The 20,134-nt window shown below is 73.0% G+C and carries 19 protein-coding genes; 8 read left to right on the forward strand and 11 right to left on the reverse strand.

Annotated features, from left to right (window positions below):
* Position 1: 1 nt before the first annotated feature.
* From P8A18_RS01130 to P8A18_RS01155, 6 genes are all read right to left on the reverse strand, one after another.
* Positions 2 to 1,414 carry an NADP-dependent succinic semialdehyde dehydrogenase gene (locus P8A18_RS01130; RefSeq protein WP_306050864.1) on the reverse strand — a complete coding sequence of 471 codons (1,413 nt, stop codon included), beginning with the start codon at positions 1,412 to 1,414 and terminating at the stop codon, positions 2 to 4.
* Between the two features lie 191 nt (positions 1,415 to 1,605).
* Positions 1,606 to 2,139 (reverse strand): ATP-binding protein, encoded by a 534-nt coding sequence (locus P8A18_RS01135; protein ID WP_306050866.1) that lies wholly within the window; start codon positions 2,137 to 2,139, stop codon positions 1,606 to 1,608.
* Positions 2,140 to 2,329: 190 nt separating this feature from the next.
* Complete coding sequence (locus P8A18_RS01140; protein ID WP_306050867.1) at positions 2,330 to 4,429, reverse strand: xanthine dehydrogenase family protein molybdopterin-binding subunit; 2,100 nt, start codon at positions 4,427 to 4,429, stop codon at positions 2,330 to 2,332.
* Between the two features lie 10 nt (positions 4,430 to 4,439).
* Positions 4,440 to 5,426, reverse strand: a complete 987-nt coding sequence (locus P8A18_RS01145; protein WP_306050869.1) for an FAD binding domain-containing protein — start codon at positions 5,424 to 5,426, stop codon at positions 4,440 to 4,442.
* Positions 5,423 to 5,995, reverse strand: coding sequence for a 2Fe-2S iron-sulfur cluster-binding protein (locus tag P8A18_RS01150; protein WP_306050871.1), 573 nt, complete (start codon positions 5,993 to 5,995; stop codon positions 5,423 to 5,425). The genes P8A18_RS01145 and P8A18_RS01150 overlap by 4 nt, the downstream gene beginning before the upstream one ends.
* 94 nt (positions 5,996 to 6,089) lie before the next feature.
* Positions 6,090 to 6,476: a hypothetical protein gene (locus P8A18_RS01155; protein ID WP_306050873.1), complete on the reverse strand. Its 387-nt coding sequence runs from the start codon at positions 6,474 to 6,476 to the stop codon at positions 6,090 to 6,092.
* 206 nt (positions 6,477 to 6,682) lie between these two features.
* On the opposite strand from P8A18_RS01155, the gene P8A18_RS01160 reads away from it, so the two are divergent.
* Entirely contained in the window at positions 6,683 to 7,015 is a 333-nt protein-coding gene (locus P8A18_RS01160; RefSeq protein WP_306050875.1) for a DUF6479 family protein, read from the forward strand.
* Positions 7,016 to 7,180: 165 nt separating this feature from the next.
* Positions 7,181 to 8,008 (forward strand): VOC family protein, encoded by an 828-nt coding sequence (locus P8A18_RS01165; protein WP_306050877.1) that lies wholly within the window; start codon positions 7,181 to 7,183, stop codon positions 8,006 to 8,008.
* An 8-nt stretch (positions 8,009 to 8,016) separates the two neighbouring features.
* On the opposite strand, the gene P8A18_RS01170 is transcribed toward P8A18_RS01165, so the two are convergent.
* The gene (locus tag P8A18_RS01170) at positions 8,017 to 8,508 is read right to left on the reverse strand and encodes a GNAT family N-acetyltransferase (RefSeq protein WP_306050879.1); all 492 of its coding nucleotides are present in this window, start codon (positions 8,506 to 8,508) and stop codon (positions 8,017 to 8,019) included.
* A gap of 30 nt (positions 8,509 to 8,538) precedes the next feature.
* Positions 8,539 to 8,940, reverse strand: coding sequence for a DnaJ family domain-containing protein (locus tag P8A18_RS01175; RefSeq protein WP_306050881.1), 402 nt, complete (start codon positions 8,938 to 8,940; stop codon positions 8,539 to 8,541).
* A gap of 266 nt (positions 8,941 to 9,206) precedes the next feature.
* On the opposite strand from P8A18_RS01175, the gene P8A18_RS01180 reads away from it, so the two are divergent.
* Positions 9,207 to 9,782 carry a hypothetical protein gene (locus tag P8A18_RS01180; protein ID WP_306050883.1) on the forward strand — a complete coding sequence of 192 codons (576 nt, stop codon included), beginning with the start codon at positions 9,207 to 9,209 and terminating at the stop codon, positions 9,780 to 9,782.
* Positions 9,779 to 10,348, forward strand: a complete 570-nt coding sequence (locus tag P8A18_RS01185; protein WP_306050885.1) for a hypothetical protein — start codon at positions 9,779 to 9,781, stop codon at positions 10,346 to 10,348. Before P8A18_RS01180 ends, P8A18_RS01185 begins: the two co-directional genes overlap by 4 nt.
* 87 nt (positions 10,349 to 10,435) lie before the next feature.
* Here P8A18_RS01185 and P8A18_RS01190 read toward each other — a convergent pair whose 3' ends face one another.
* A complete protein-coding gene (locus P8A18_RS01190; RefSeq protein WP_306050887.1) occupies positions 10,436 to 11,239 on the reverse strand; it encodes a tyrosine-protein phosphatase in 804 nt (267 codons plus the stop codon).
* Positions 11,240 to 11,742: 503 nt separating this feature from the next.
* Here P8A18_RS01190 and mutA point away from each other — a divergent pair.
* The 4 genes from mutA to rho all read left to right on the forward strand — a co-directional run bounded on the left by mutA (position 11,743) and on the right by rho (position 18,267).
* Positions 11,743 to 13,599 carry a methylmalonyl-CoA mutase small subunit gene (gene mutA / locus P8A18_RS01195; RefSeq protein ID WP_306050889.1) on the forward strand — a complete coding sequence of 619 codons (1,857 nt, stop codon included), beginning with the start codon at positions 11,743 to 11,745 and terminating at the stop codon, positions 13,597 to 13,599.
* On the forward strand, positions 13,599 to 15,800 hold the full coding sequence (gene scpA, locus P8A18_RS01200) for a methylmalonyl-CoA mutase (RefSeq protein WP_306050891.1): 2,202 nt from the start codon (positions 13,599 to 13,601) through the stop codon (positions 15,798 to 15,800). Before mutA ends, scpA begins: the two co-directional genes overlap by 1 nt.
* 11 nt (positions 15,801 to 15,811) lie before the next feature.
* On the forward strand, positions 15,812 to 16,810 hold the full coding sequence (gene meaB, locus P8A18_RS01205) for a methylmalonyl Co-A mutase-associated GTPase MeaB (RefSeq protein ID WP_306050893.1): 999 nt from the start codon (positions 15,812 to 15,814) through the stop codon (positions 16,808 to 16,810).
* A gap of 314 nt (positions 16,811 to 17,124) precedes the next feature.
* Positions 17,125 to 18,267: a transcription termination factor Rho gene (gene rho, locus P8A18_RS01210; RefSeq protein WP_306050895.1), complete on the forward strand. Its 1,143-nt coding sequence runs from the start codon at positions 17,125 to 17,127 to the stop codon at positions 18,265 to 18,267.
* Between the two features lie 12 nt (positions 18,268 to 18,279).
* Here rho and P8A18_RS01215 read toward each other — a convergent pair whose 3' ends face one another.
* Positions 18,280 to 19,641: an NAD(P)/FAD-dependent oxidoreductase gene (locus tag P8A18_RS01215; protein WP_306050897.1), complete on the reverse strand. Its 1,362-nt coding sequence runs from the start codon at positions 19,639 to 19,641 to the stop codon at positions 18,280 to 18,282.
* Between the two features lie 133 nt (positions 19,642 to 19,774).
* Positions 19,775 to 20,077, reverse strand: a complete 303-nt coding sequence (locus tag P8A18_RS01220; protein ID WP_051094592.1) for a hypothetical protein — start codon at positions 20,075 to 20,077, stop codon at positions 19,775 to 19,777.
* Positions 20,078 to 20,134: the final 57 nt, after the last annotated feature.

A 20,134-nucleotide genomic window follows, 5' to 3' on the forward strand; every position in this document is an offset into this window, starting at 1 on the left:
GTCACCGGGGCTGGGGGCCGAACCACACGGTGGTGGCGTTGCAGAACTCACGGATGCCGTGTCCGGCGAGCTCGCGCCCGTAGCCGGAGCGCTTCACGCCGCCGAAGGGCAGCGCGGGGTGCGAGGCGGTCATGCCGTTGAAGAAGACACCGCCCGCCTCCAGGTCGCGGATACAGCGCTCGGTCTCCTCGGTGTCGCGGGTCCAGACGTTGGAGCTGAGCCCGAACGGGGTGTCGTTGGCCAGCTCCACGGCCTCGTCCAGGCTGTCCACCCGGTAGAGGGAGGCGACGGGGCCGAAGGTCTCCTCGTGGTGGATACGCATGTCGGACGTGATCCCGGCGAGCACGGTGGGGGCGTAGAACCAGCCGTTCTCCAGCCCGCCGCGCAGTCCCCCGGGCCGGCCGCCGCCGCACAGGGCGCTCGCCCCCCGGCGCACCGCGTCGTCCACCAGCTCCTCCAGATCGGCGCGGCCCTGCTCGCTGGCGAGCGGTCCGACGTCGGTGGACTCCTCCAGCGGGTCGCCGACGGTCAGGTCGCGCATGCCGACGGTGAAGCGTTCGGCGAACTCCTCGTACACGGCGGTGTGCACGATGAACCGCTTGGCGGCGATGCAGGACTGCCCGTTGTTCTGGGCGCGGGCGGTGACAGCGGTACGGGCGGCCTTGGCGACATCCGCCGAGGGCAGGACGAGATAGGGATCGCTGCCGCCGAGTTCCAGGACGGTGTGCTTGACCTCGTCGCCCGCGACGGAGGCGACGGAGCGTCCGGCCGGTTCGCTGCCGGTCAGGGTGGCGGCCACCACCCGGCGGTCGCGCAGGATGCCTTCGACGGCCTTGGAGCCCACCAGGAGGGTCTGGAAGCAGCCGGCCGGGAAGCCGGCGCGGCGGAACAGGTCGCCCAGGTACAGCGCGGTCTGCGGCACGTTCGACGCGTGCTTGAGCAGCCCCGTGTTGCCGGCCATGAGCGCGGGGGCGGCGAAGCGCACGACCTGCCAGAGCGGGAAGTTCCACGGCATCACGGCGAGCACCGGGCCCAGCGGCCGGTAGCGGACGAAGGCGCGGGAGGCACCGGAGTCCTCGACGTCGGCGGGCGCGGGGTGCTCGTCGGCGAGCAGTTCCTCGGCGTGCGCCGCGTACCAGCGCATCGCCTTGGCGCACTTCGCGGCCTCGGCGCGGGCGGCCGAGACCGGCTTGCCCATCTCCAGGGTCATGGTGCGCGCGATGTCCTGCTGGTCCTCGTCGAGGAGGTCGGCGGCCCGGTCGAGCAGCCGGGCCCGTTCGGCGAATCCGGTGGTGCGGTACTCGCGGAAGGCGGCGTCGGCCGCGGTGAGCCGCCGCTCGATCTCGTCGGCTTCCAGCGCGTCGAACGTCCTGAGTGTCTCCCCGTTCGCGGGATTGACCGTCGCGATGGGCATGACTGTGGCCTCCTTGCCTCGGTATCTCGACCGTGCCGCGCCGCGCGCCGGGCCGCAACGCGGGCCGGGGCACACCGCGGCCCCGCCACCGCGTACCCGGCCGGAGCGGATCATGCGTACTGCGCGCACGCGATCCGCGCCGGGGGGCCGCGGTGAGGGGGCCGGTGGGCGGCTCCGGGCCGGGCCCCGCCTCAGACCAGGGCGGGGGCGGCATCGGAGGTGTGGACGTGGACGGTCTCGCCGCTGCCTGCCGGGACGGGTTCGGGGATCTCCGCGACCACGGCCGGCGGGCGGCGGGACTCGCGGACGCCGGGCAGCGGCGGCAGCGGGACCAGCTCGATGTGCTGCGGCTCCTGGGCGTACCGGGTGAACCAGACGACCTTGCCCTCGGCGGTCCGGCAGGTGCCCCAGCTGTCGCTGAGGGCCATGACCCGGCTCAGGCCGCCGCCCTCGTGGAGCAGGCGCGGCATCTCGGAGCCGCTGTCGGCGACGGAGACCGTGAGGTGCCGTCCGGACCAGCGGAGTTCGACGACGCAGCGGTTGTCGTCACCGACATGCCGTTGGACATTGGTCAGCAGCTCCTCCACAGCACGGCACACGGGCCGGATGTGGAGTTCGAGACTCCAGTGGCGGAGGTGGGCGGCGACTATCCGTCGCAGCTGGTCCACACGGTCCGCGGAAACCTGGAGTTCGACCAGATAGTGCCGGTCGAGTGGAACGGTCATCGTCGAGGCTCCTCACATCGAGGCCCACGTTCTTCGCCCCGTTGAACCAACGACCCCCGAATACGAAGAGTGAGCAGATGTCTCTTCTGGGTCACTCCACAGGGTGACCCGGCTGGGCCGCTCGCGCAACACGTCGGGGCGCGCACCCCCGGTGACCGGCGCGTTCGCGCATCCGGGGGACGCTCGGCGGTCAGGGCAGCCGGGTGAGCACCCGGTCGGGGGTGAGCGGCAGGGTGCGCAGCCGGACGCCGGTGGCGTGCCGGAAGGCGTTGCCGATGGCCGCGGCGGCTCCGACGATGCCGATCTCGCCGATGCCCTTGCTGCCCATGGGGTTGAGGTGCGGGTCGTCCTCCTCGATCCAGTGCGCCTCGATGCCGGGCACGTCGGCGCAGGCGGGCACGTGGTAGGAGGCGAGGTCGCGCTCGGTGAAGTCGCCGAAGACCGGGTCCAGGGTGCTGCCCTCGGTCAGCGCCATGCCGATCCCCATGGTCATGCCCCCGATGAACTGGGAGCGTGCGGTACGGGAGTTGAGGATGCGGCCCGCCGCGAAGACACCGAGCATGCGCCGCATCCGGACCTCTCCGGTGCGGGTGTCGACGGCGACCTCGGCGAAGTGCGCCCCGAAGGCGTGGCGGGCGTACGGGGATTTTTCGGCGGTCTCCTCGGTGGTGTCGGCGGTGGCTGTCACTCCCCCGTCGGGCAGCGGCCCGGTGTGCGCGTCGAGCCGTTCGACGAGCGCGGAGGCCGCCTTGTGCACGGCCCAGCCCCAGGAGGCGGTACCCGAGGAGCCGCCTGCCACCGGCCCGTCGGGCAGGTCGCTGTCGCCGATGTCGATCGTCAGGTTGTCCAGCGGGGTGCGCAGGACGTCCGCGGCGATCTGCGCGAGGACGGTACGGGCCCCGGTACCGATGTCCGTCGCGTTGACCGCGACGCGGTAGGAGCCGTCGGCGGCGGCGTGCGCCGAGGCGTGGCAGGCGGAGGCGTATACGGGGTACGTGGCCGAGGCGACGCCCGAACCGATCAGCAGGGCGCCCTCCCGGCGGGTGCCGGGGGCGGGGTCGCGCTCGTGCCAGCCGAAGCGTTCGGCGCCCTCGCGCAGACAGGCGGCCAGACCGCGGCTACTGAAGGGCTTCCCGGAGTCGGGTTCGTCGGCCGGGTCGTTGCGCAGCCGCAGTTGAACGGGGTCGATGCCGAGTTCCGCGGCGAGTTCGTCCATGGCGGATTCGAGGGCGTACATGCCGGGGGCCTCGCCCGGGGCGCGCATCCACGAGGGGGTCGGGACGTCCAGGGCGACGACCCGGTGCGTGGTGCGGCTGCTCGGTGAGCCGTACATGACGCGGGCCGGTACGGCTGCCTGCTCCACGAACTCCTTGATGGTGGAGGTGTGGGTGACGACCTCCTGGGCGAGAGCGGTGAGGGTGCCGTCGGGCCGTGCCCCGAGCCTGACGCGCTGCACGGTGGGCGCGCGGTGTCCGACGACCGCGGGCATCTGGCGCCGGGGCAGGGCGAGTTCGACGGGGCGCCCGGTGTGGAGCGCGGCCATCGCGGCGAGCACGGCCTGGGGGCGCGGGGTGCCCTTGGAGCCGAAGCCGCCGCCGACGTGTTCGGAGACGGCGGTGACCTGGTCCGTCCGCAGCCCGAACGCGGCGGCGAGGGTGTCGCGCACGGTGGTGGCACCCTGGCTGGAGTCGTACACGGTGAGATGGCCGTCGGGCGACCAGTGGGCGGTCGAGGCGTGCGGTTCCATCGGATGGTTGTGCAGGGCGCCGAGGGTGTAGGTGGCGTCGATGCGTACGGGGGACGCTTCGAAGGCCCGGTCGAAGTCGCCGCGTTCCCGGACGGCCGGATAGCCGCCGTTGGCGTTCTCCGGGGTGTAGAGGCCCGGGTGGTCCTCGGTCAGCACGACGTCGTGCGGGGCCGTCTCGTAGGTGATGTGCAGCGCCCGGGCTCCGGCGCGGGCGCTCGCCAGGGTGTCGGCCACGACGAGCGCGACGGGCCAGCCGCGGTGGGGCACCCGGTCGTTCTGGAGGACGGCGAGGATCGGGTCGTCCGGCTCCTGGATGCGGGGCGCGTTGTCATGGGTCAGGACGCTGTGGACGCCGGGCTGCGCGAGGGCGTCGACGGTGCGGACGGCGGTGACCCGGCCGGCCGGCACGGCGGCGGGTACGGGCCAGGCGTACAGGCAGCCGGGCAGCCCGCGCTCGGCGGCGTAGCGCGCGGCGCCGGTGACCTTGTCCCGGCCCTCGCGGCGGACGACGGGGGCGCCCAGTGGCTGGGGGGCTTGGCTCATGGCGGGGGTCCTAGGGTCGGGCGGCGAGTTCGGCGAGGGCGTCGACGGCCAGGTGGCGGGCGAGGCGGACCTTGAAGGCGTTGTCGCGCAGCGGGCGGGCCGCGGCGAGTTCGGCGTCGGCGGCCCGCAGGAAGGTGGCGTCGGTGGCGGGCGCGCCGTGCAGGATCCGCTCGGCGGTACGGGCCCGCCAGGGCCGGTGGGCGAGTCCGCCGAACGCCAGCGCCGCGTGCTCGATCTGCCCGTCGCGTACGCGCAGGACGGCGGCGACGGAGGCCAGGGCGAAGGCGTACGAGGCGCGGTCGCGGGCCTTGTGGTAGAGGCTGACCGCGCCTGCGGGCAGGGGCGGCAGCAGCACCTCGGTGACGAGTTCGCCCGGCCGGACGACCGTGTCGGCGTCGGGGTTGTCGCCGGGCAGCCGGTGGAAGCCGGTCATCGCCACGGTCCGTTCGCCGTCCGGTCCGTGCAGGACGACGTCCGCGTCCAGGGCGGCCAGCGCGACGGCCATGTCGGAGGGGTGGGTGGCGACGCACTCCTCGGAGTGGCCGATGACGGCGAGGTCGCGGTGGGCGCCGTCGCGAGCGGGGCAGCCGGTGCCGGGTTCCCGTTTGTTGCAGGGCTTGGACGCGTCCTGGAAGTAGGTGCAGCGGGTGCGCTGGAGGAGGTTGCCGCCGGTGGTAGCGATGTTGCGCAGCTGCCCGGACGCGCCCGCGAGCAGGGCCTGGGACAGGGCGGGGTAGCGGGTGCGCACGGCGGGGTGGGCGGCCAGGTCGCTGTTGCGCACGGTGGCGCCGACGCGCAGGCCGCCGTCGGCGGTGTCCGTGACGTGGTCCAGCGGCAGCCGGCTCACGTCCACGAGCATGCCGGGCGTCTCCACGCCGAGCTTCATCAGGTCGACCAGGTTGGTGCCGCCGCCCAGGAATCTGGCCCCGGGGTGGGCGGCGCACGCGCGGACCGCGTCGGTGACGGATGCGGCGCGCAGGTAGGCGAAGGGTTTCACAGCGCCACGTCCTCGATCGCCTCGACGATGCGGGGGTAGGCGCCGCACCGGCAGAGGTTGCCGCTCATCCGCTCGCGGATCTCCTCGGCGTCGAGCCGGGCCGGGGCGCCCACGGGGGCGTCGTGCGGGGTGACGTGGGAGGGGAAGCCCTGGCCGGCCTCGGCGAGGACACCGGCGGCGGAGCAGATCTGGCCGGGTGTGCAGTAGCCGCACTGGAGCGCGTCACGGTCCAGGAAGGCCTCCTGGAGTGGGTGCAGCCGGTCGCCGTCCGCCAGTCCCTCGATGGTGGTGATGCGGGAGCCTTCCTGGGCGATGGCCAGGAGCAGGCAGCTGTTGGCGCGCCTGCCGTCCACGAGGACCGTGCAGGCGCCGCACTGGCCGTGGTCGCAGCCCTTCTTCGCCCCGGTCAGGTCCAGGTGGTGGCGCAGGGCGTCCAGGAGGGTGGTGCGGTGGTCCAGGGTCAGGGTGCGTTCCGCGCCGTTGATGTGCAGGGTCAGGGTGGCCGAGGGGAGGTCGCCGGGCGCCTGCGGTTGGCCGGCGCCGCCCTCCCACCCACTGGTCGGGTCCACGTGCGACACCTTTCAACGAGGTCACTTTGTCCGAGTTCTACCAGATGTGAACCGTCGTTCGGTGCGCCGCCGGGGCCGCCTGCGGGCGTTCGGCCTACTTGTTGTCCAGCCGCAGCCGCACTTCCTCCTCCTGGTCGCCCGAGACCGCGCCCACGACCCGCACCGCGAAGGCGTCGGCCAGGCCCCGCCGGAGCCGGTCCACGGCCTGGTAGCCGCCCTGCACCTCGGCCGTGACGGGAGCCGAGAGGGCGACGGAGCCCGAGACCGTCCGGGCCTCGGACACATCGACGGTGGCGGCCCACGCGGTGGGCCGCTTGTCGGCGACCTCGTGGGGGATGTCGGTCGAGGAGCGGTCGGTGGTGAAGGCGGCCCGCAGCACGTCGAAGACCGTACGCGCGTCGCCCTCCGGGCAGCCGCTGACGACCACCGACACCTCCTGGTCGTGGTGGTCCTCCGGCGCCTGCTGCTGTGTGCTGTTCACCGCTGCTCCTTCCGAAGAGGGCAATGCCGTCCCCTCCAGGCTCACCCCGCCGGCAGGCGGGTGCGACACGAGGGGCCGGACCACCCGTGTCCGGTGGCCGGGCGGGTCCGGACACGGAACGAAACATTTTCGTACCTATATCCACTTAAAACATGAATTCAATCTCCACTCCGAGTGACGCCTTCCTCCTGGGGTATCCGGCAAGCATGGACGTTTCGGATGGAGCCCTGAATTCCCTGGCAGTCACCCTCGCGGACGGACGCGGAGCGACCGGAGTCGTGCTGGGCGTGATCGGCGTGCTCCTGGTGGCCATGCTGATCGGCGCCTTCTGGCTGGGCAAGCGACGGCACGACCAGGAGCTGCCCCCGCCCCGCCCGGACGAGCAGCCCGTCGGCCCGGACCACCGCAGCCACGTCGAGCAGGCCGACGTCCACGGCGACGACCACTTCCCGGCCGACGGCAGGGGCCTCTCGCCGTACGAGCTCGGCGAGAGCGGCAACGAGCCGATCCGGCACGAGGACGACGACAAGCGCGACTGACCCTGCCGGGGGTCCCGGGCACCGGCGGCGGGCCGTCCCGGCCCCCGCGGCGGTGGCGCCGGGCGGCGGCCCCGCGTGTTGCGGGAGCGGCCGCCCGCGGTGAGGCTGGTGAGGGCCCCGAAGGCCCGGCACACCTGCCGCACTCCCGATGAAGGCAGTACGACCATGACCCCAAGCACCTCCGGCACGGCGCCCGTGCGCGCGGCTCTGACCGGGTCCGCTGCTCCTTGCTGGGTCAATCTCATGACCCGGGACCTGCGGTCCGCCCAGGAGTTCTACGGCCCGGTGATGGGCTGGTCCTTCCGGCCCGGGAGGCTCGGCCAGGAGTTCTCGGTGGCCCGCCGCGGTGACGTCCCGGTCGCCGGCATCGGCGCCGTGGCCACCGCCTTCCGCGTCGCGGTCGCCTGGACCCCGTACTTCGCCGTCCGGGACGCCGATGTGGCCGCCGCCCGCATCCGGGAGCGCAGCGGCACGGTCGCGGTGGGGCCGCTGACGCTCGGCAAGGGGCGCGGCGCGCTGGCCGCCGACCGGGATGGGGCCGGCTTCGGCATCTGGGAGCGGACCGCGCCGGCGACGTCACCGCCCGCCCCGGACGACTATGCGCACGCCTGGCTGCGGCTGCGGACCCGGAGCGCCTTCGACGCCGCGATCTTCTACGGCGAGGTCCTGGACTGGGCGAGCGGCCGGCCCGGCGCCTGCGAGGTGGCGTACGCCAAGGACGAGGTCGTCGTGGAGTGCGGGGGGCGCCAGCTGGCCCGGATCGGTTCGGGCGCGGTCGAGGCGGCGCCGGACCCACTGGTCCGCCCGCACTGGCAGGTGAACTTTCCCGTGGCCGACGTGGGCGTCACGATCGGGGCGGCGCGGGAGCACGGGGGCTCGCTCGTGGAGGAGCTGACCCGCGCCGAGGGCCGGGAGGCGACACTGACCGACCCGGACGGCGGACTGTTCACCGTCACGGACGTCCACCGCGCCTCCGACGCCGGACCGGCCTGACTGACGCCTCAGGCGACCGGCAGCAGCAGCTCGGGGCGGTCCCACATCACGGCGGGCGGCGTGGCCCGCACGGTGCCGGTCCGCCGCGCGCCCACCCGCAGGTAGAAGCCCTCCGCCGGGGGATGCGAGACGACGCGTACGCCGGGCAGCCCGCGGGCGGCGGCCTCCTGGCGCAGGTGGCCGATGAGGAGCCGTCCGGTTCCGGTGCCCTGCGCGTCGTCGGCGACGAAGAGGAGGTCCAGCTCGGGCGGGTCGAGGACCAGCGCGTAGAAGCCGAGCACCCGCTGCGTCGCCTCCTGCACGGCCACGTGGACGGCGTGCGTCTCGATGTAGTCGGGACCCACCCGGTATCCGGCGACCATCGGCGCGTACGGGCCTTCGTACGCCCGCGAGGACCGGACCAGGCGGGTCAGCCGCCTGGCGTCCCGCGCGGTCGCCCGCCGGATGCGGACCGGGCCGCCGGGCTCGCCCCGGCCCGACGGCGTAACGCTTGATCTCATGGAGCGAGTATTACGCATCCGCCGCCGGTCTCAGGAGGCGCGCGCCTCGCGCCACTCCTCGATCAGGGCCGCCACGTCGAACGGCCGGAGGTTGAGCAGGGGTCCGGGCGGCGGACGCCGGACGGCCTCGTGGATCTTCTCGTTCACCTCGGTCAGCACGCGGCGCACCTCGGCCTCCGTCCGGATCCTCGGCAGGCGGGCGAGCACATCCTCGGCCTCCTTGCGCAGCGCCAGGGCCGGCGGGAGCACCGACACCCCCTCGCGCTGCATCTTCGCCTTGATCCACCACGCCTCGTCGTACGGGGCGCTCAGCGCTTCGAGGGGCTTGCCGAATCCCGGCAGCCGGGAGATGTCACCACGCTGTTCGGACTCCCGGATCTGGTGATCGACCCAGGATTCGAAGCTGACACCCGCGGGTTTGCGCTCTGTCACGTGTTCCGCCCCTCTCGGAATGCTCCTGCTGCGGCCCCTCCAGCCTACCGAGGCGCCCCGCGCGGCCCGTTCGGCGCGGGGCGGTGTCAGGCGGCCCGCGCCCGGCACGCGATACGAGGAACGCGCGCCTGGCGCGTCTCGAACGCGTTCGCAGGGGTACACGGGCTTCACGCCCGGCCGGAACGGAAGCCGGGCAGCGAACCGAAAGGGATGGTGGGAGTGGAACACAGCGACTTGCGGACCGACTACCGCCGGGGGTGGTGACCATGACGACCCTCGTGATCATCCTCGCGGTCGTCGTGGTGGTGGCCGCCGGGCTGTTCCTCGCCTTCGGCCGGACGACCGGCGGGCACGGACTGCGGCGCCGCTTCGGGCCCGAGTACGAGCGTGCCGTCGCCCGGCACGACGGCGACACCAAGGCCGCCGAACACGAGCTGAGCGAGCGGCTGAAGCGTCACCGCTCGCTGGACGAGCGCCCGTTGACGCCCGAGGAGCGGACCGAGTACACCGCACGCTGGGCGCGGGTCCAGGACCGGTTCGTCGACTCGCCGCAGCAGGCGGTGGCCGACGCCGACGCGCTCCTCGCGGAACTGGCCCGGGATCTGGGCTTCCCCGACGGCGAGGACTTCGGCGAGCAGAGCGACGCGCTCTCCGTCCACCACGCCGAACAGGTCGGCGGCTACCGGCGGGTCCACGCCGCCGGGCGGGGCGAGGGCGACACGGAGGAGATGAGGACGGCCCTGGTCGAGGCCCGCGGCCTGTTCGACGTCCTGGTAACGAACGGCACGGACGGCCCGGTCCGCCGGGACCCCCACCATGCGGAAGGAAGTGGCACGGCATGACGAAGGACACCGACCGCGCACCGAGGACCCCCGCCGAGGCTCCCGGAGCACCCACGAACCGCCCGGTCGTCCCGGAACCGGCCGCCGGCACCGGAACGGGGGCCGCCCGCCCCTCGGACGACGCCTCGGCCCGGCCCCCGCGGACGACGGCCCCCGCTCCCCCGGGCGCCGCGGACGCCGCGCGCACGGCATCGGTCGCCCCGACCGGTGAGACGGACATGGACACCGGGCACACGGCGGCCGCACCCGTACCGGCCGGCGGCACCGCGCCGCACGGCGCGCCCGACGCGGCGCGGCCCCTGATCGCGACCGGCGACCAGGACAAGCTGGCCCACCGCCTCCAGCAGGCGGTCACGGACTTCGTGGAGAGCCCGCACCGGGCGGTCGAGGAGGCCGAATCCACCTTCGACGCGGCCGTCACCGGCCTCACGGACGCGCTCCGGGAACGCCGCCGCACCCTGCACGTCCCGGACGGGGACGGCTCGGACCCCGGTTCCCGGACCGAGGAGCTGCGGGTCACCCTCCAGCACTACCGTGACATCACCGAACGACTGCTGAAGGTGTGAGGAGCCCGGCCGGCGGGAGACCCGGCACCCCACACAGGACTCCGCCCCCGGCGCGCGCCGGGGGCGGAGTGCCGCGTGGTGCGGCCGCTACGGGCGGGCGTACACCACCAGTTCGCTGCGCAGGCGCCGCAGTGTGAGGCCGCGGACGCGCAGGCAGTCGCGCACATAGCCGTCCAGGCCGCCCCAGCGCTCGTCCATGGCGTCCAGCGCCGTGTCGAGGTAGCGGGGGCGCACCTCAATGATCGCGGAGGCGATCTCCGGGTCGCCGCCCGCGTCGAGAAACCCCTGTACGTACGGCCGGTAGGCGTCCCGCACCACCGGGTTCACCGCGAGGAACTCCTGCCGTACGGCGTCCCGCGACGCGCCGAGGAGCAGGAGCAGGAGGGCGGCCGCCCAGCCCGCGCGGTCCTTGCCCGTCGTGCAGTGGAACAGCACCGGCCGGGCCGAGGTGTCGGCGGCCGTGTCGATGAAGGCGCGGTACGCGGCCGCGGCGCCCGGCGAGAGCACCATCTGCCGGTAGGACTGGGCGAACATCTCCTCGGCCCTGCCGTTCCCGAGCAGCCGCTCCGCCTCGACCGGGTCCGCGAGCAGCGCGCGGAAGCGGGCGGGGGCCACGCCCGGGTTGCCCCCGAGCACATCGGCGACGAACAGCCGGGAGCCGGGCGGGAGCGCGTCGGGGGCCGAGCCGCGCTCGTCCGCGCTGCGCAGGTCGACGACCGTACGGATGCCGAGCGCGGCGACGGAGGCTGCGTCCACCGGGTCGAGCCCGCTCAGGCGTCCGGAGCGCAGCACCACGCCCTGCCGCACCTGCCGGCCGGGGCCCAGGGGGATGCCTCCCAGATCGCGCAGATTGAGGGCGGAAGCGGTCGGGACGGCCCTGACGGTTTGCACGATGGGTTTCCTCTTTTCCCGACACGAATCCGAAGGGAGCCTTCGGCTTGGCCGGATCAAAAGTCGCATGATGTCGGCAAATCGACAAAGTAAAACGCCGGGGATCATCGATCGGGCGCGCGGCGGGGCGGAAGGGGTGCGCGGGCGCCGGTTCCCGTCCCGTTCTCCCGTTCACCTGGAGACGGACTGGAGGCGGAATGGCGGCGGAATGGAGTGCCTCTGGGGCACGGACCGGCGCGCCGCCCTCATTCCGCCGGAGGCCCGGTCCTCCGCGCCTCGACGAGGTACTCCACTGGTCCCACAGCCACGGGCGTGTCCTCTCCGGATGGATGGATTGCCAGCAGCATAACTTCGGGCATTCAGTGCCGCACTGTGACAAAGCGCCGCACGGCGAAGGGCCCGGCGGACGCGACCGTGCGTGAAGGATCAGGTGCTGTGAGGGAGGGCAAGGTCACAGGCCGACGCACTGCTGCACCCCCGGGACCTGCCCTAGCATCTGGGCCATGACGGTCCAGCCTGCTGACGGGCTTTCGCTGGCCGCCGGATTCCCTGACCCCGCCCATGAGCAGTGGCAGAGCCTCGTCGAGGGTGTGCTTCGCAAATCGGGCAAGGATGTCTCGGGACCGGCCGCCGAGAAAGCGCTGTCCACCACGGTGGAGGACGGGCTCATCACCCGGCCCCTCTACACCTCGCGCGACGACGCGCCCGATGCCGGTCTCCCCGGCTTCGCCCCCTTCACCCGCGGCAGCAAGCCCGAGGGGTCCACGACGGGCGGCTGGGGGGTACGCCAGCGGCACGCGTACACAGATCCCGTCCGGCTGAACGAGGCTGTGCTGACGGACCTGGAGAACGGCGTCACCTCGCTGTGGCTGGCCGTCGGCGGCCCCGACGGCGTACCGGTGTCCGGTCTGGCCCGAGCCCTGGACGGCGTACTCCTCGATCTGGCGCCCGTCATTCTCGACGCGGGTGACGAACTGGACGCGGCGGCGACCGAGTTGCTGCGGCTCCACACGGAACGCGAGGTGCCGGCACAGCAGGTGCGGGGCAGCCTCGGCGCCGATCCGCTGGGGAGGGCCGCGCGCACCGGCACCGGGCCGGAGCTCGGGCGGGCGGTCCACTGGGCGCGGCGCTGCGCGCAGGAGTACCCGGGGCTGCGGGCGATCGTCGTGGACGCGATGCCGTACCACGAGGCGGGCGGTTCGGCGGCCCAGGAGCTGGGCACTTCGCTGGCCACCGGCGTCGCGTATCTGCGGGCGCTGACCGACGCCGGGCTCGGCCTCGAAGAGGCGTGCGGGCAGCTGGAGTTCCGGTACGCGGCCACCGCCGACCAGTTCCTGACGATCGCCAAGCTGCGCGCGGCGCGCCGGCTCTGGGCGCGGGTCGCCGAGGCCTGCGGGGCTCCCGGCGCGGGGGCCCAGCGGCAGCACGCGGTGACCTCGCCGGTGATGATGACCCGGCGTGACCCGTGGGTGAACATGCTGCGCACCACGCTGGCCGGTCTCGGCGCGGGCGTGGGCGGGGCCGACTCCGTGACCGTGCTGCCCTTCGATCACGCGCTGGGCCGGCCCGACGCGTTCGCCCGGCGTATCGCCCGCAACACCTCCACGATCCTGCTGGAGGAGTCGCATCTGGCCCGGGTCATCGACCCGGCGGGCGGGTCCTGGTACGTGGAGCGGCTGACCGACGAACTCGCGGGCGCGGCCTGGACGTTCTTCCAGGAGATCGAGCGGGCGGGCGGGCAGGCGGCCGCCCTGGGCTCCGGTCTGGTCGCGGAGCGGATCGCGGCCACCTGGGAGGCACGCGGCAAGGACCTGGCCCGCCGCAAGGAACCCATCACCGGCGTCAGCGAGTTCCCCTCGCTGAACGAGCGCCCGGTGGAGCGCGAGCCGCTGCCGCCGGCCCCCGTGGGCGGCGGGCTTCCCGTGGTCCGGCGCGACGAGGCGTTCGAGGCGCTGCGGGCCCGCTCGGACGCCCATCTGGCGGCGACCGGCAGCCGGCCGCGGGTGTTCATCGCGGCGCTCGGTCCGGCGGCGGCGCACACCGCGCGGGCCTCGTTCGCCGCGAACCTCTTCCAGGCCGGCGGCATCGAGCCCGTGCACGAGCCGGTGCGGGTGGACGCCTCCTCGGTGGCCGAGGCGTTCGCGGCCTCCGGCACGGACGTCGCCTGCCTGTGCTCCACCGACGCGCTCTACGCCGAACAGGCGGACGAGGTCGTCCGCGCACTGGTCGCGGCAGGTGCGCGGCGCGTGTACCTGGCGGGGCGGCCCGGCGAGTACCCCGGCGTGGACGCGTATGTCTTCGCCGGCTGCGACGCGGTGGCCGTGCTCTCTTCCCTTCTCGACCGTATGGGTGTGGCGTAATGCGGATCCCCGACTTCTCCGACATCGAGCTCGGTCCGGGCGGCGGCGCCGAGGTGACCGAGGACCAGTGGCGTGCCGCGGTCAAGGAGTCCTCCGGAAGCTCCGACGGCGACCTGCTGTGGGAGACCCCTGAGGGCATCGCGGTCAAGCCGCTGTACACCGGCCACGACCTGGAGGGGCTCGACTTCCTGGGTACGTACCCGGGTGTGGCGCCGTATCTGCGTGGCCCGTACCCGACGATGTACGTCAACCAGCCCTGGACGATCCGGCAGTACGCGGGCTTCTCCACCGCCGAGGAGTCCAACGCCTTCTACCGTCGCAACCTCGCGGCCGGGCAGAAGGGTCTGTCGGTCGCCTTCGACCTGCCGACGCACCGGGGTTATGACAGCGACCACCCCCGGGTGACGGGCGATGTCGGCATGGCCGGGGTGGCGATCGACTCGATCTACGACATGCGCCGGCTCTTCGACGGCATCCCGCTCGACAAGATGTCGGTGTCGATGACGATGAACGGCGCGGTGCTCCCCGTCCTCGCGCTGTACATCGTGGCCGCCGAGGAGCAGGGCGTGCCGCCCGAGAAGCTGGCCGGGACCATTCAGAACGACATTCTGAAGGAGTTCATGGTCCGCAACACCTACATCTATCCGCCGAAGCCCTCGATGCGGATCATCTCCGACATCTTCTCGTTCACCTCGCGGAGGATGCCGCGCTACAACTCGATCTCCATCTCCGGCTACCACATCCAGGAGGCCGGGGCCACGGCCGATCTGGAGCTTGCCTACACCCTGGCCGACGGGGTCGAGTACATCCGTGCGGGCCGGGAAGCGGGTCTGGACGTCGACGCGTTCGCGCCCCGGCTGTCGTTCTTCTGGGCGATCGGCATGAACTTCTTCATGGAGATCGCCAAGCTGCGCGCCGCCCGGCTGCTGTGGGCCAAGCTGGTCCGGGAGTTCGACCCGAAGAACGCCAAGTCCCTCTCCCTGCGCACCCATTCGCAGACCTCCGGCTGGTCGCTGACCGCGCAGGACGTGTTCAACAACGTCACCAGGACCTGCGTGGAGGCGATGGCGGCGACGCAGGGACACACCCAGTCGCTGCACACCAACGCCCTGGACGAGGCGCTGGCCCTGCCCACCGACTTCTCCGCCCGCATCGCCCGCAACACCCAGCTCCTGCTCCAGCAGGAGTCCGGCACCGGCCGGGTCATCGACCCGTGGGGCGGCAGCGCGTACGTGGAGAAGCTGACGTACGACCTGGCACGCAGGGCGTGGCAGCACATCGAGGAGGTCGAGGCCGCCGGCGGCATGGCCAAGGCCATCGACGCGGGCATCCCGAAGCTGCGCATCGAGGAGGCAGCCGCCCGCACCCAGGCCCGCATCGACTCCGGGCGCCAGCCCGTCATCGGCGTCAACAAGTACCGCGTCGAGACCGACGAGCAGATCGACGTCCTCAAGGTCGACAACTCCTCCGTACGCACCCAGCAGATCGAGAAGCTGCGCCGGCTGCGCGAGGAACGCGACGAGCGGGCCTGCCAGGACGCGCTGCGCGCCCTGACGGACGCCGCCGGACGGGCTCCCGGCCCCGGTCTGGAAGGCAACCTCCTCGCCCTGGCCGTGGACGCGGCCCGTGCGATGGCGACGGTGGGCGAGATCTCGGACGCGCTGGAGAAGGTGTACGGCCGGCACGCCGGCCAGATCCGTACGATCTCCGGTGTGTACCGCAACGAGGCAGGGGAGTCGCCGTCCGTGGACCGGACCCGCGCGCTGGTCGACGCGTTCGAGGAGGCGGAGGGACGCCGTCCGCGCATCCTGGTCGCCAAGATGGGCCAGGACGGGCACGACCGGGGCCAGAAGGTCATCGCGACCGCCTTCGCCGACCTGGGCTTCGACGTGGACGTCGGCCCGCTCTTCCAGACGCCGGGCGAGGTCGCCCGGCAGGCGGTCGAGGCGGACGTGCACATCGTGGGCGTCTCCTCCCTGGCCGCCGGCCACCTCACGCTCGTCCCGGCGCTCCGCGAGGAACTGGCCGCCGAGGGGCGCGAGGACATCATGATCGTGGTGGGCGGGGTCATCCCGCCGCAGGACATCGAGGCACTGCGCGAGGCGGGTGCCGCCGCTGTGTTCCCGCCCGGCACAGTGATCCCGGAGGCGGCGCACGACCTGGTGACACGCCTCGGCGCCGCTCTCGGTCACGAGCTGTGAGCCGCTGACCCATGGCCCCCAGGATCGATCTCGACAGTTATGTGAAGGGGGTACTCGACGGGAAACGCGCGCACATCGCGCGCGCCATCACCCTCGTCGAGTCCACCCGCCCCGACCACCGGGCGCTGGCCCAGGAGTTGCTGCGCGAACTGCTGCCGCACTCGGGCAACGCCCGCCGCGTCGGCATCAGCGGCGTACCCGGGGTCGGCAAGTCGACGTTCATCGACGCGCTCGGCACCATGCTCACCGGGCTCGGGCACCGGGTCGCGGTACTGGCCGTCGACCCGTCGTCCAGCCGTACCGGCGGCTCCATCCTGGGCGACAAGACCAGGATGGAGCGGCTCGCGGTGGACCCGGCCGCCTTCGTGCGCCCCTCCCCCACCGCCGGCACCCTGGGCGGGGTGGCCAAGGCGACCCGCGAGTCCATCGTGGTGATGGAGGCGGCGGGGTACGACGTGGTGCTGGTGGAGACCGTCGGCGTCGGCCAGTCGGAGACGGCCGTCGCCAACATGGTCGACACCTTCCTGCTGCTCACCCTGGCGCGCACCGGTGACCAGTTGCAGGGCATCAAGAAGGGCGTGCTCGAACTGGCGGACGCCATCGCGGTGAACAAGGCCGACGGCCCGCACGAACGCGACGCGCGCGCCGCCGCCCGCGAACTCGCGGGCGCGCTGCGGCTGATGCACCCGGTGGACGCCGCGTGGACCCCGCCGGTCCTGACGTGCAGCGCCCGCGAGTCGAGCGGGCTCGACACCCTGTGGGAGCGGCTGGAACAGCACCGGACACTGCTGGAGTCGACCGGCCGGCTCGCGCACAAGCGCAGCGAGCAGCAGGTCGACTGGACCTGGACGATGGTGCGGGACGAACTGCTGGAGAGCCTGCGCGGGCACGCCGGGGTGCGTGCGCTGGCACCCGAGCTCGAACGGCGGGTGCGGGAGGGAACGCTGCCGGCGTCGCTGGCCGCGGAAGAGATCCTGGAGGCGTTCCGGGGGTCCGGGCCACCGTCCTGACCAGCCGGAACACCTGAACAGCCCAGCCGTCCGGTCCTCTGGGGCCGGGCGGCTTTCGCGGTCCCGCCCGGTGGGCGTGGTACATTTCCATCGGTACTTGTGTACGTCTCGTTCCGCAGACGCCGGTGCCGGTTCATTTTTCTCAAGCTGACGCGCCCGTCATCGCGACCGGTGATCCAGCTTCGTCACACCGTTTCCCCAGTCCGGTACGGACTCCTCGCACCGGGCTTTCCCGCCCGTCGTCCGGGGCGTGACCATCCGCCCCCGTCTCTGCCGGGCCCCTTCATTCGCATGTCCGCGAAAGGACCACCCGCATGACCACCACACTCGAACACCCCACCACTACCCGGCCCGCGACCCCCACGGCCGCCGCCGGCATCCTCGACGTCACGCACCAGGGGAACGGCGCCCTGCGCTCGCCCCAGGGGCACCCCGCCCCCCGCGACGTACAGGTCCCCTCGGCGCTCATCCGCCGGTACGGCCTGCGCAAGGGCGACGTCGTCGAGGGCATGTGCGAACGCGCCCGCTCCCTGAGCACCGTCGAACGCGTCAACGGCCTTCCCCCGCAGGCACTGCGCGGCCGCCCCCACTTCCGTGACCTCACCCCGCTCCACCCCCGGCAGCGGCTGCGTCTGGAGACGGCGGCCGGCAGCCCGGCGACACGCGTCGTCGACCTGGTCGCCCCGGTCGGCAAGGGACAGCGCGGTCTGATCGTCGCGCCGCCCAGGACCGGCAAGACGGTCCTGCTCCAGCAGATCGCGGCCGCCGTCGCCGAGAACCACCCCGAGAGCCATCTGATGGTGGTGCTCCTGGACGAACGGCCCGAAGAGGTCACCGACATGCGCCGTTCGGTGCGCGGCGAGGTCTACGCCTCCACGTTCGACCGCCCCGCCAAGGAGCACATCGCCCTCGCCGAACTCGCGCTCGCCCGCGCCGAGCGGCTGGTCGAGCAGGGCCGGGACGTCGTTCTGCTGCTCGACTCGCTCACCCGGCTCTGCCGGGCCCACAACAACGCGGCGGGCAGCGGCGGACGCACCCTCAGCGGCGGGGTGGACGCCGCGGCGCTGCTCGGCCCCAAGCGCCTCTTCGGGGCCGCCCGCCTCACCGAGGAGGCCGGGTCGCTGACCATCCTGGCCACCGCCCTCGTCGAGACCGGCTCCCGGGCCGACGAGTACTTCTTCGAGGAGCTGAAGGGCACCGGCAACATGGAGCTGCGGCTCGACCGCGCACTGGCCGAGAAGCGCGTCCACCCGGCGGTCGACATCGCCGCATCGGGCACCCGCCGCGACGAACTCCTCGTACCGGCCGATGAGTTGGCCGCTGTGCGGGGGCTGCGGCGGGCCCTGCACAGCCGGGACGCGCAGACGTCCCTGGAGACGCTGCTCGACCGCGTCCGGCGCACCCCGGACAACGCCGCGTTCCTGCGGCTGATCCGCACCACCGTGCCGTCCGCCTGACCGGCGTCCGGGTCACATCCGGGCGTGCAGCGCGGCCGTGTGCTTGCGGACCTGCTCCGGGGTGAGATAGCTGTCGGTGTACTCGAAGTCCCGCAGCGTCGCCGGTTTGCGCATCTGGAACCCGGTGCGGACGAAGTCGTCGCCGGCGGAGGCGTTGATCAGCCAGTTCGCCATGACGCGGGCCTTGGCCACGTTGGTCCGCAACGCCGTCCAGTGGTAGCCGCGGGCCACGGCCTGGGCACCGATCCCGTGCATCTCGATGCCGAGGGGCTTGGAGACGGCGTCTTTCCCGCCGAGGTCCACGACGAGCCCGAGGTCCTTGTGGACGTACGGCTGGAGCGGCCGGCCGCGGAGGGTCGCCAGGAGGTTGTCGGCGAGCTTGCGGCCCTGGCGCATGGCGTGCTGGGCGGTCGGCGGGCAGACCGCGCCGTCTCCCTTGGCCAGGTCGGGCACGGCGGCCACGTCGCCGAGCGCGAACACGCCGTCGTAGCCGGGCAGTGTCATCTCCGGGGTCACGGCGAGGCGGCCCTTCACGGTCTCCGCGTCGAAGGTGCCGACCAGCGGGCTCGCCGTGACTCCGGCCGTCCAGATCAGCGTGCGGCACGGCAGCACCCGGCCGTCGGTGAACTTCACGGTGTCGGGCCCCGCCTCGGCGATCGACACGCCGAGCGACACCTCGATCCCCCGGTCGCGCAGCACCTTCAGGGCGCTGTTGCCGAGCTTGTCGCCCAGTTCGGGCATGAGCTTGGGCGCGATGTCGATCAGGTGCCACTTGATGAGCTCCGGGTCGAGGCGGGGGTAGTGCCTGAGCGCGTTGGTGGTGAGCCGCTGGAGGCAGGCCGCGGTCTCGGTGCCCGCGTACCCGCCGCCGACCACGACGAACTGGAGCCGCGAAGCCCGCTCCTCCTCGTCGTCGCTGGCGTCCGCCAGGTCGAGCTGCGCGATCACGTGGTCGCGTACGTAGGCCGCCTCGGCCAGCGTCTTCATGCCGCGGGCGTTGTCGAGGAGGCCGGGGATGTCGAAGGTGCGGGTGACACTGCCGGGACTCAGTACGAGGTGGTCGTACGGCTCGTCCACGATCTCGTCGGTGATCTTGCGGACCACGCACACCTTCGCCTTGGGGTCCACCCCGATGGCCCCGCCGGGAATGATGCGCGTGCGATGGCGGCTGCTGCGCCGCAGGGACACCGCGACGGACTGCGGCGTCAGCACACCGGAGGCCACCTGGGGCAGCAGCGGCAGGTAGAGCTGGTACGAGAACGGGGCGACGAGTGCGATGTCCGCTTCACCGGGCCGCAGCCGCCGCTCCAGACGGCGCACGCACTCGACCCCGGCGAAACCGGCTCCGACAACGAGAATCCTGGGTCGTGCCACAGTGATCGTCCCTTCTGGGGGGTCTGCACGGTCGTCCGTTCGCCTGCCCCGTCACACGCGCACGTCACCTCTCATCTTCACGACGAAGGTGGCGGTCCGCCCGCTGGGACGGCAGAACGGACGACCTCGCCCCTCATCTGGCCAGGTACGTCACCACACCGCAGGCGCCGCCCGCCGCGCCCGCCCAGACCAGCGCGGTGGCGACACAGCGGGCGCGGAGCCTGCGGTAGCGCTCGCTGTACTCGCCGCGCAGTTGCGTGGCGCGGGCCGAGATCCGCGCCAGCATCAGCCGGGAATCCATGGTGCGCTCCGCCGTGTAGACACGCTCCACGTCCTCGCGCTGGGCCGTCGTGAGCCAGGGCAGCTGGTCGGTGAAGCGGCGGGCGAGCCTGCGCGCCTGCTCGACCTCGGCGTTCCACAGCAGGTAGCCCTCCATCTGGGCCAGCCCCCGGGCGCTCTCGGTGTCCGGGCCGCTCGCCACCCGGTTCTCCTT

The sequence above is a fragment of the Streptomyces sp. Mut1 genome (assembly GCF_030719295.1).
GTDB classification, from domain to species: Bacteria; Actinomycetota; Actinomycetes; order Streptomycetales; family Streptomycetaceae; genus Streptomyces; species Streptomyces castrisilvae.

What these genes read in the sequence shown, in the direction of transcription:
- P8A18_RS01130 (WP_306050864.1), bottom strand. Translation starts at nt 1,414, where the DNA reads ATGCCCATCGCGACGGTCAATCCCGCGAACGGGGAGACACTCAGGACG.
- P8A18_RS01185 (WP_306050885.1), top strand. Translation starts at nt 9,779, where the DNA reads ATGACGAAGGACACCGACCGCGCACCGAGGACCCCCGCCGAGGCTCCC.
- meaB (WP_306050893.1), top strand. Translation starts at nt 15,812, where the DNA reads ATGGCCCCCAGGATCGATCTCGACAGTTATGTGAAGGGGGTACTCGAC.
- P8A18_RS01140 (WP_306050867.1), bottom strand. Translation starts at nt 4,429, where the DNA reads ATGAGCCAAGCCCCCCAGCCACTGGGCGCCCCCGTCGTCCGCCGCGAG.
- P8A18_RS01180 (WP_306050883.1), top strand. Translation starts at nt 9,207, where the DNA reads ATGACGACCCTCGTGATCATCCTCGCGGTCGTCGTGGTGGTGGCCGCC.
- P8A18_RS01220 (WP_051094592.1), bottom strand. Translation starts at nt 20,077, where the DNA reads ATGGAGGGCTACCTGCTGTGGAACGCCGAGGTCGAGCAGGCGCGCAGG.
- P8A18_RS01160 (WP_306050875.1), top strand. Translation starts at nt 6,683, where the DNA reads ATGGACGTTTCGGATGGAGCCCTGAATTCCCTGGCAGTCACCCTCGCG.
- scpA (WP_306050891.1), top strand. Translation starts at nt 13,599, where the DNA reads ATGCGGATCCCCGACTTCTCCGACATCGAGCTCGGTCCGGGCGGCGGC.
- P8A18_RS01170 (WP_306050879.1), bottom strand. Translation starts at nt 8,508, where the DNA reads ATGAGATCAAGCGTTACGCCGTCGGGCCGGGGCGAGCCCGGCGGCCCG.
- P8A18_RS01135 (WP_306050866.1), bottom strand. Translation starts at nt 2,139, where the DNA reads ATGACCGTTCCACTCGACCGGCACTATCTGGTCGAACTCCAGGTTTCC.
- P8A18_RS01165 (WP_306050877.1), top strand. Translation starts at nt 7,181, where the DNA reads ATGACCCCAAGCACCTCCGGCACGGCGCCCGTGCGCGCGGCTCTGACC.
- rho (WP_306050895.1), top strand. Translation starts at nt 17,125, where the DNA reads ATGACCACCACACTCGAACACCCCACCACTACCCGGCCCGCGACCCCC.
- mutA (WP_306050889.1), top strand. Translation starts at nt 11,743, where the DNA reads ATGACGGTCCAGCCTGCTGACGGGCTTTCGCTGGCCGCCGGATTCCCT.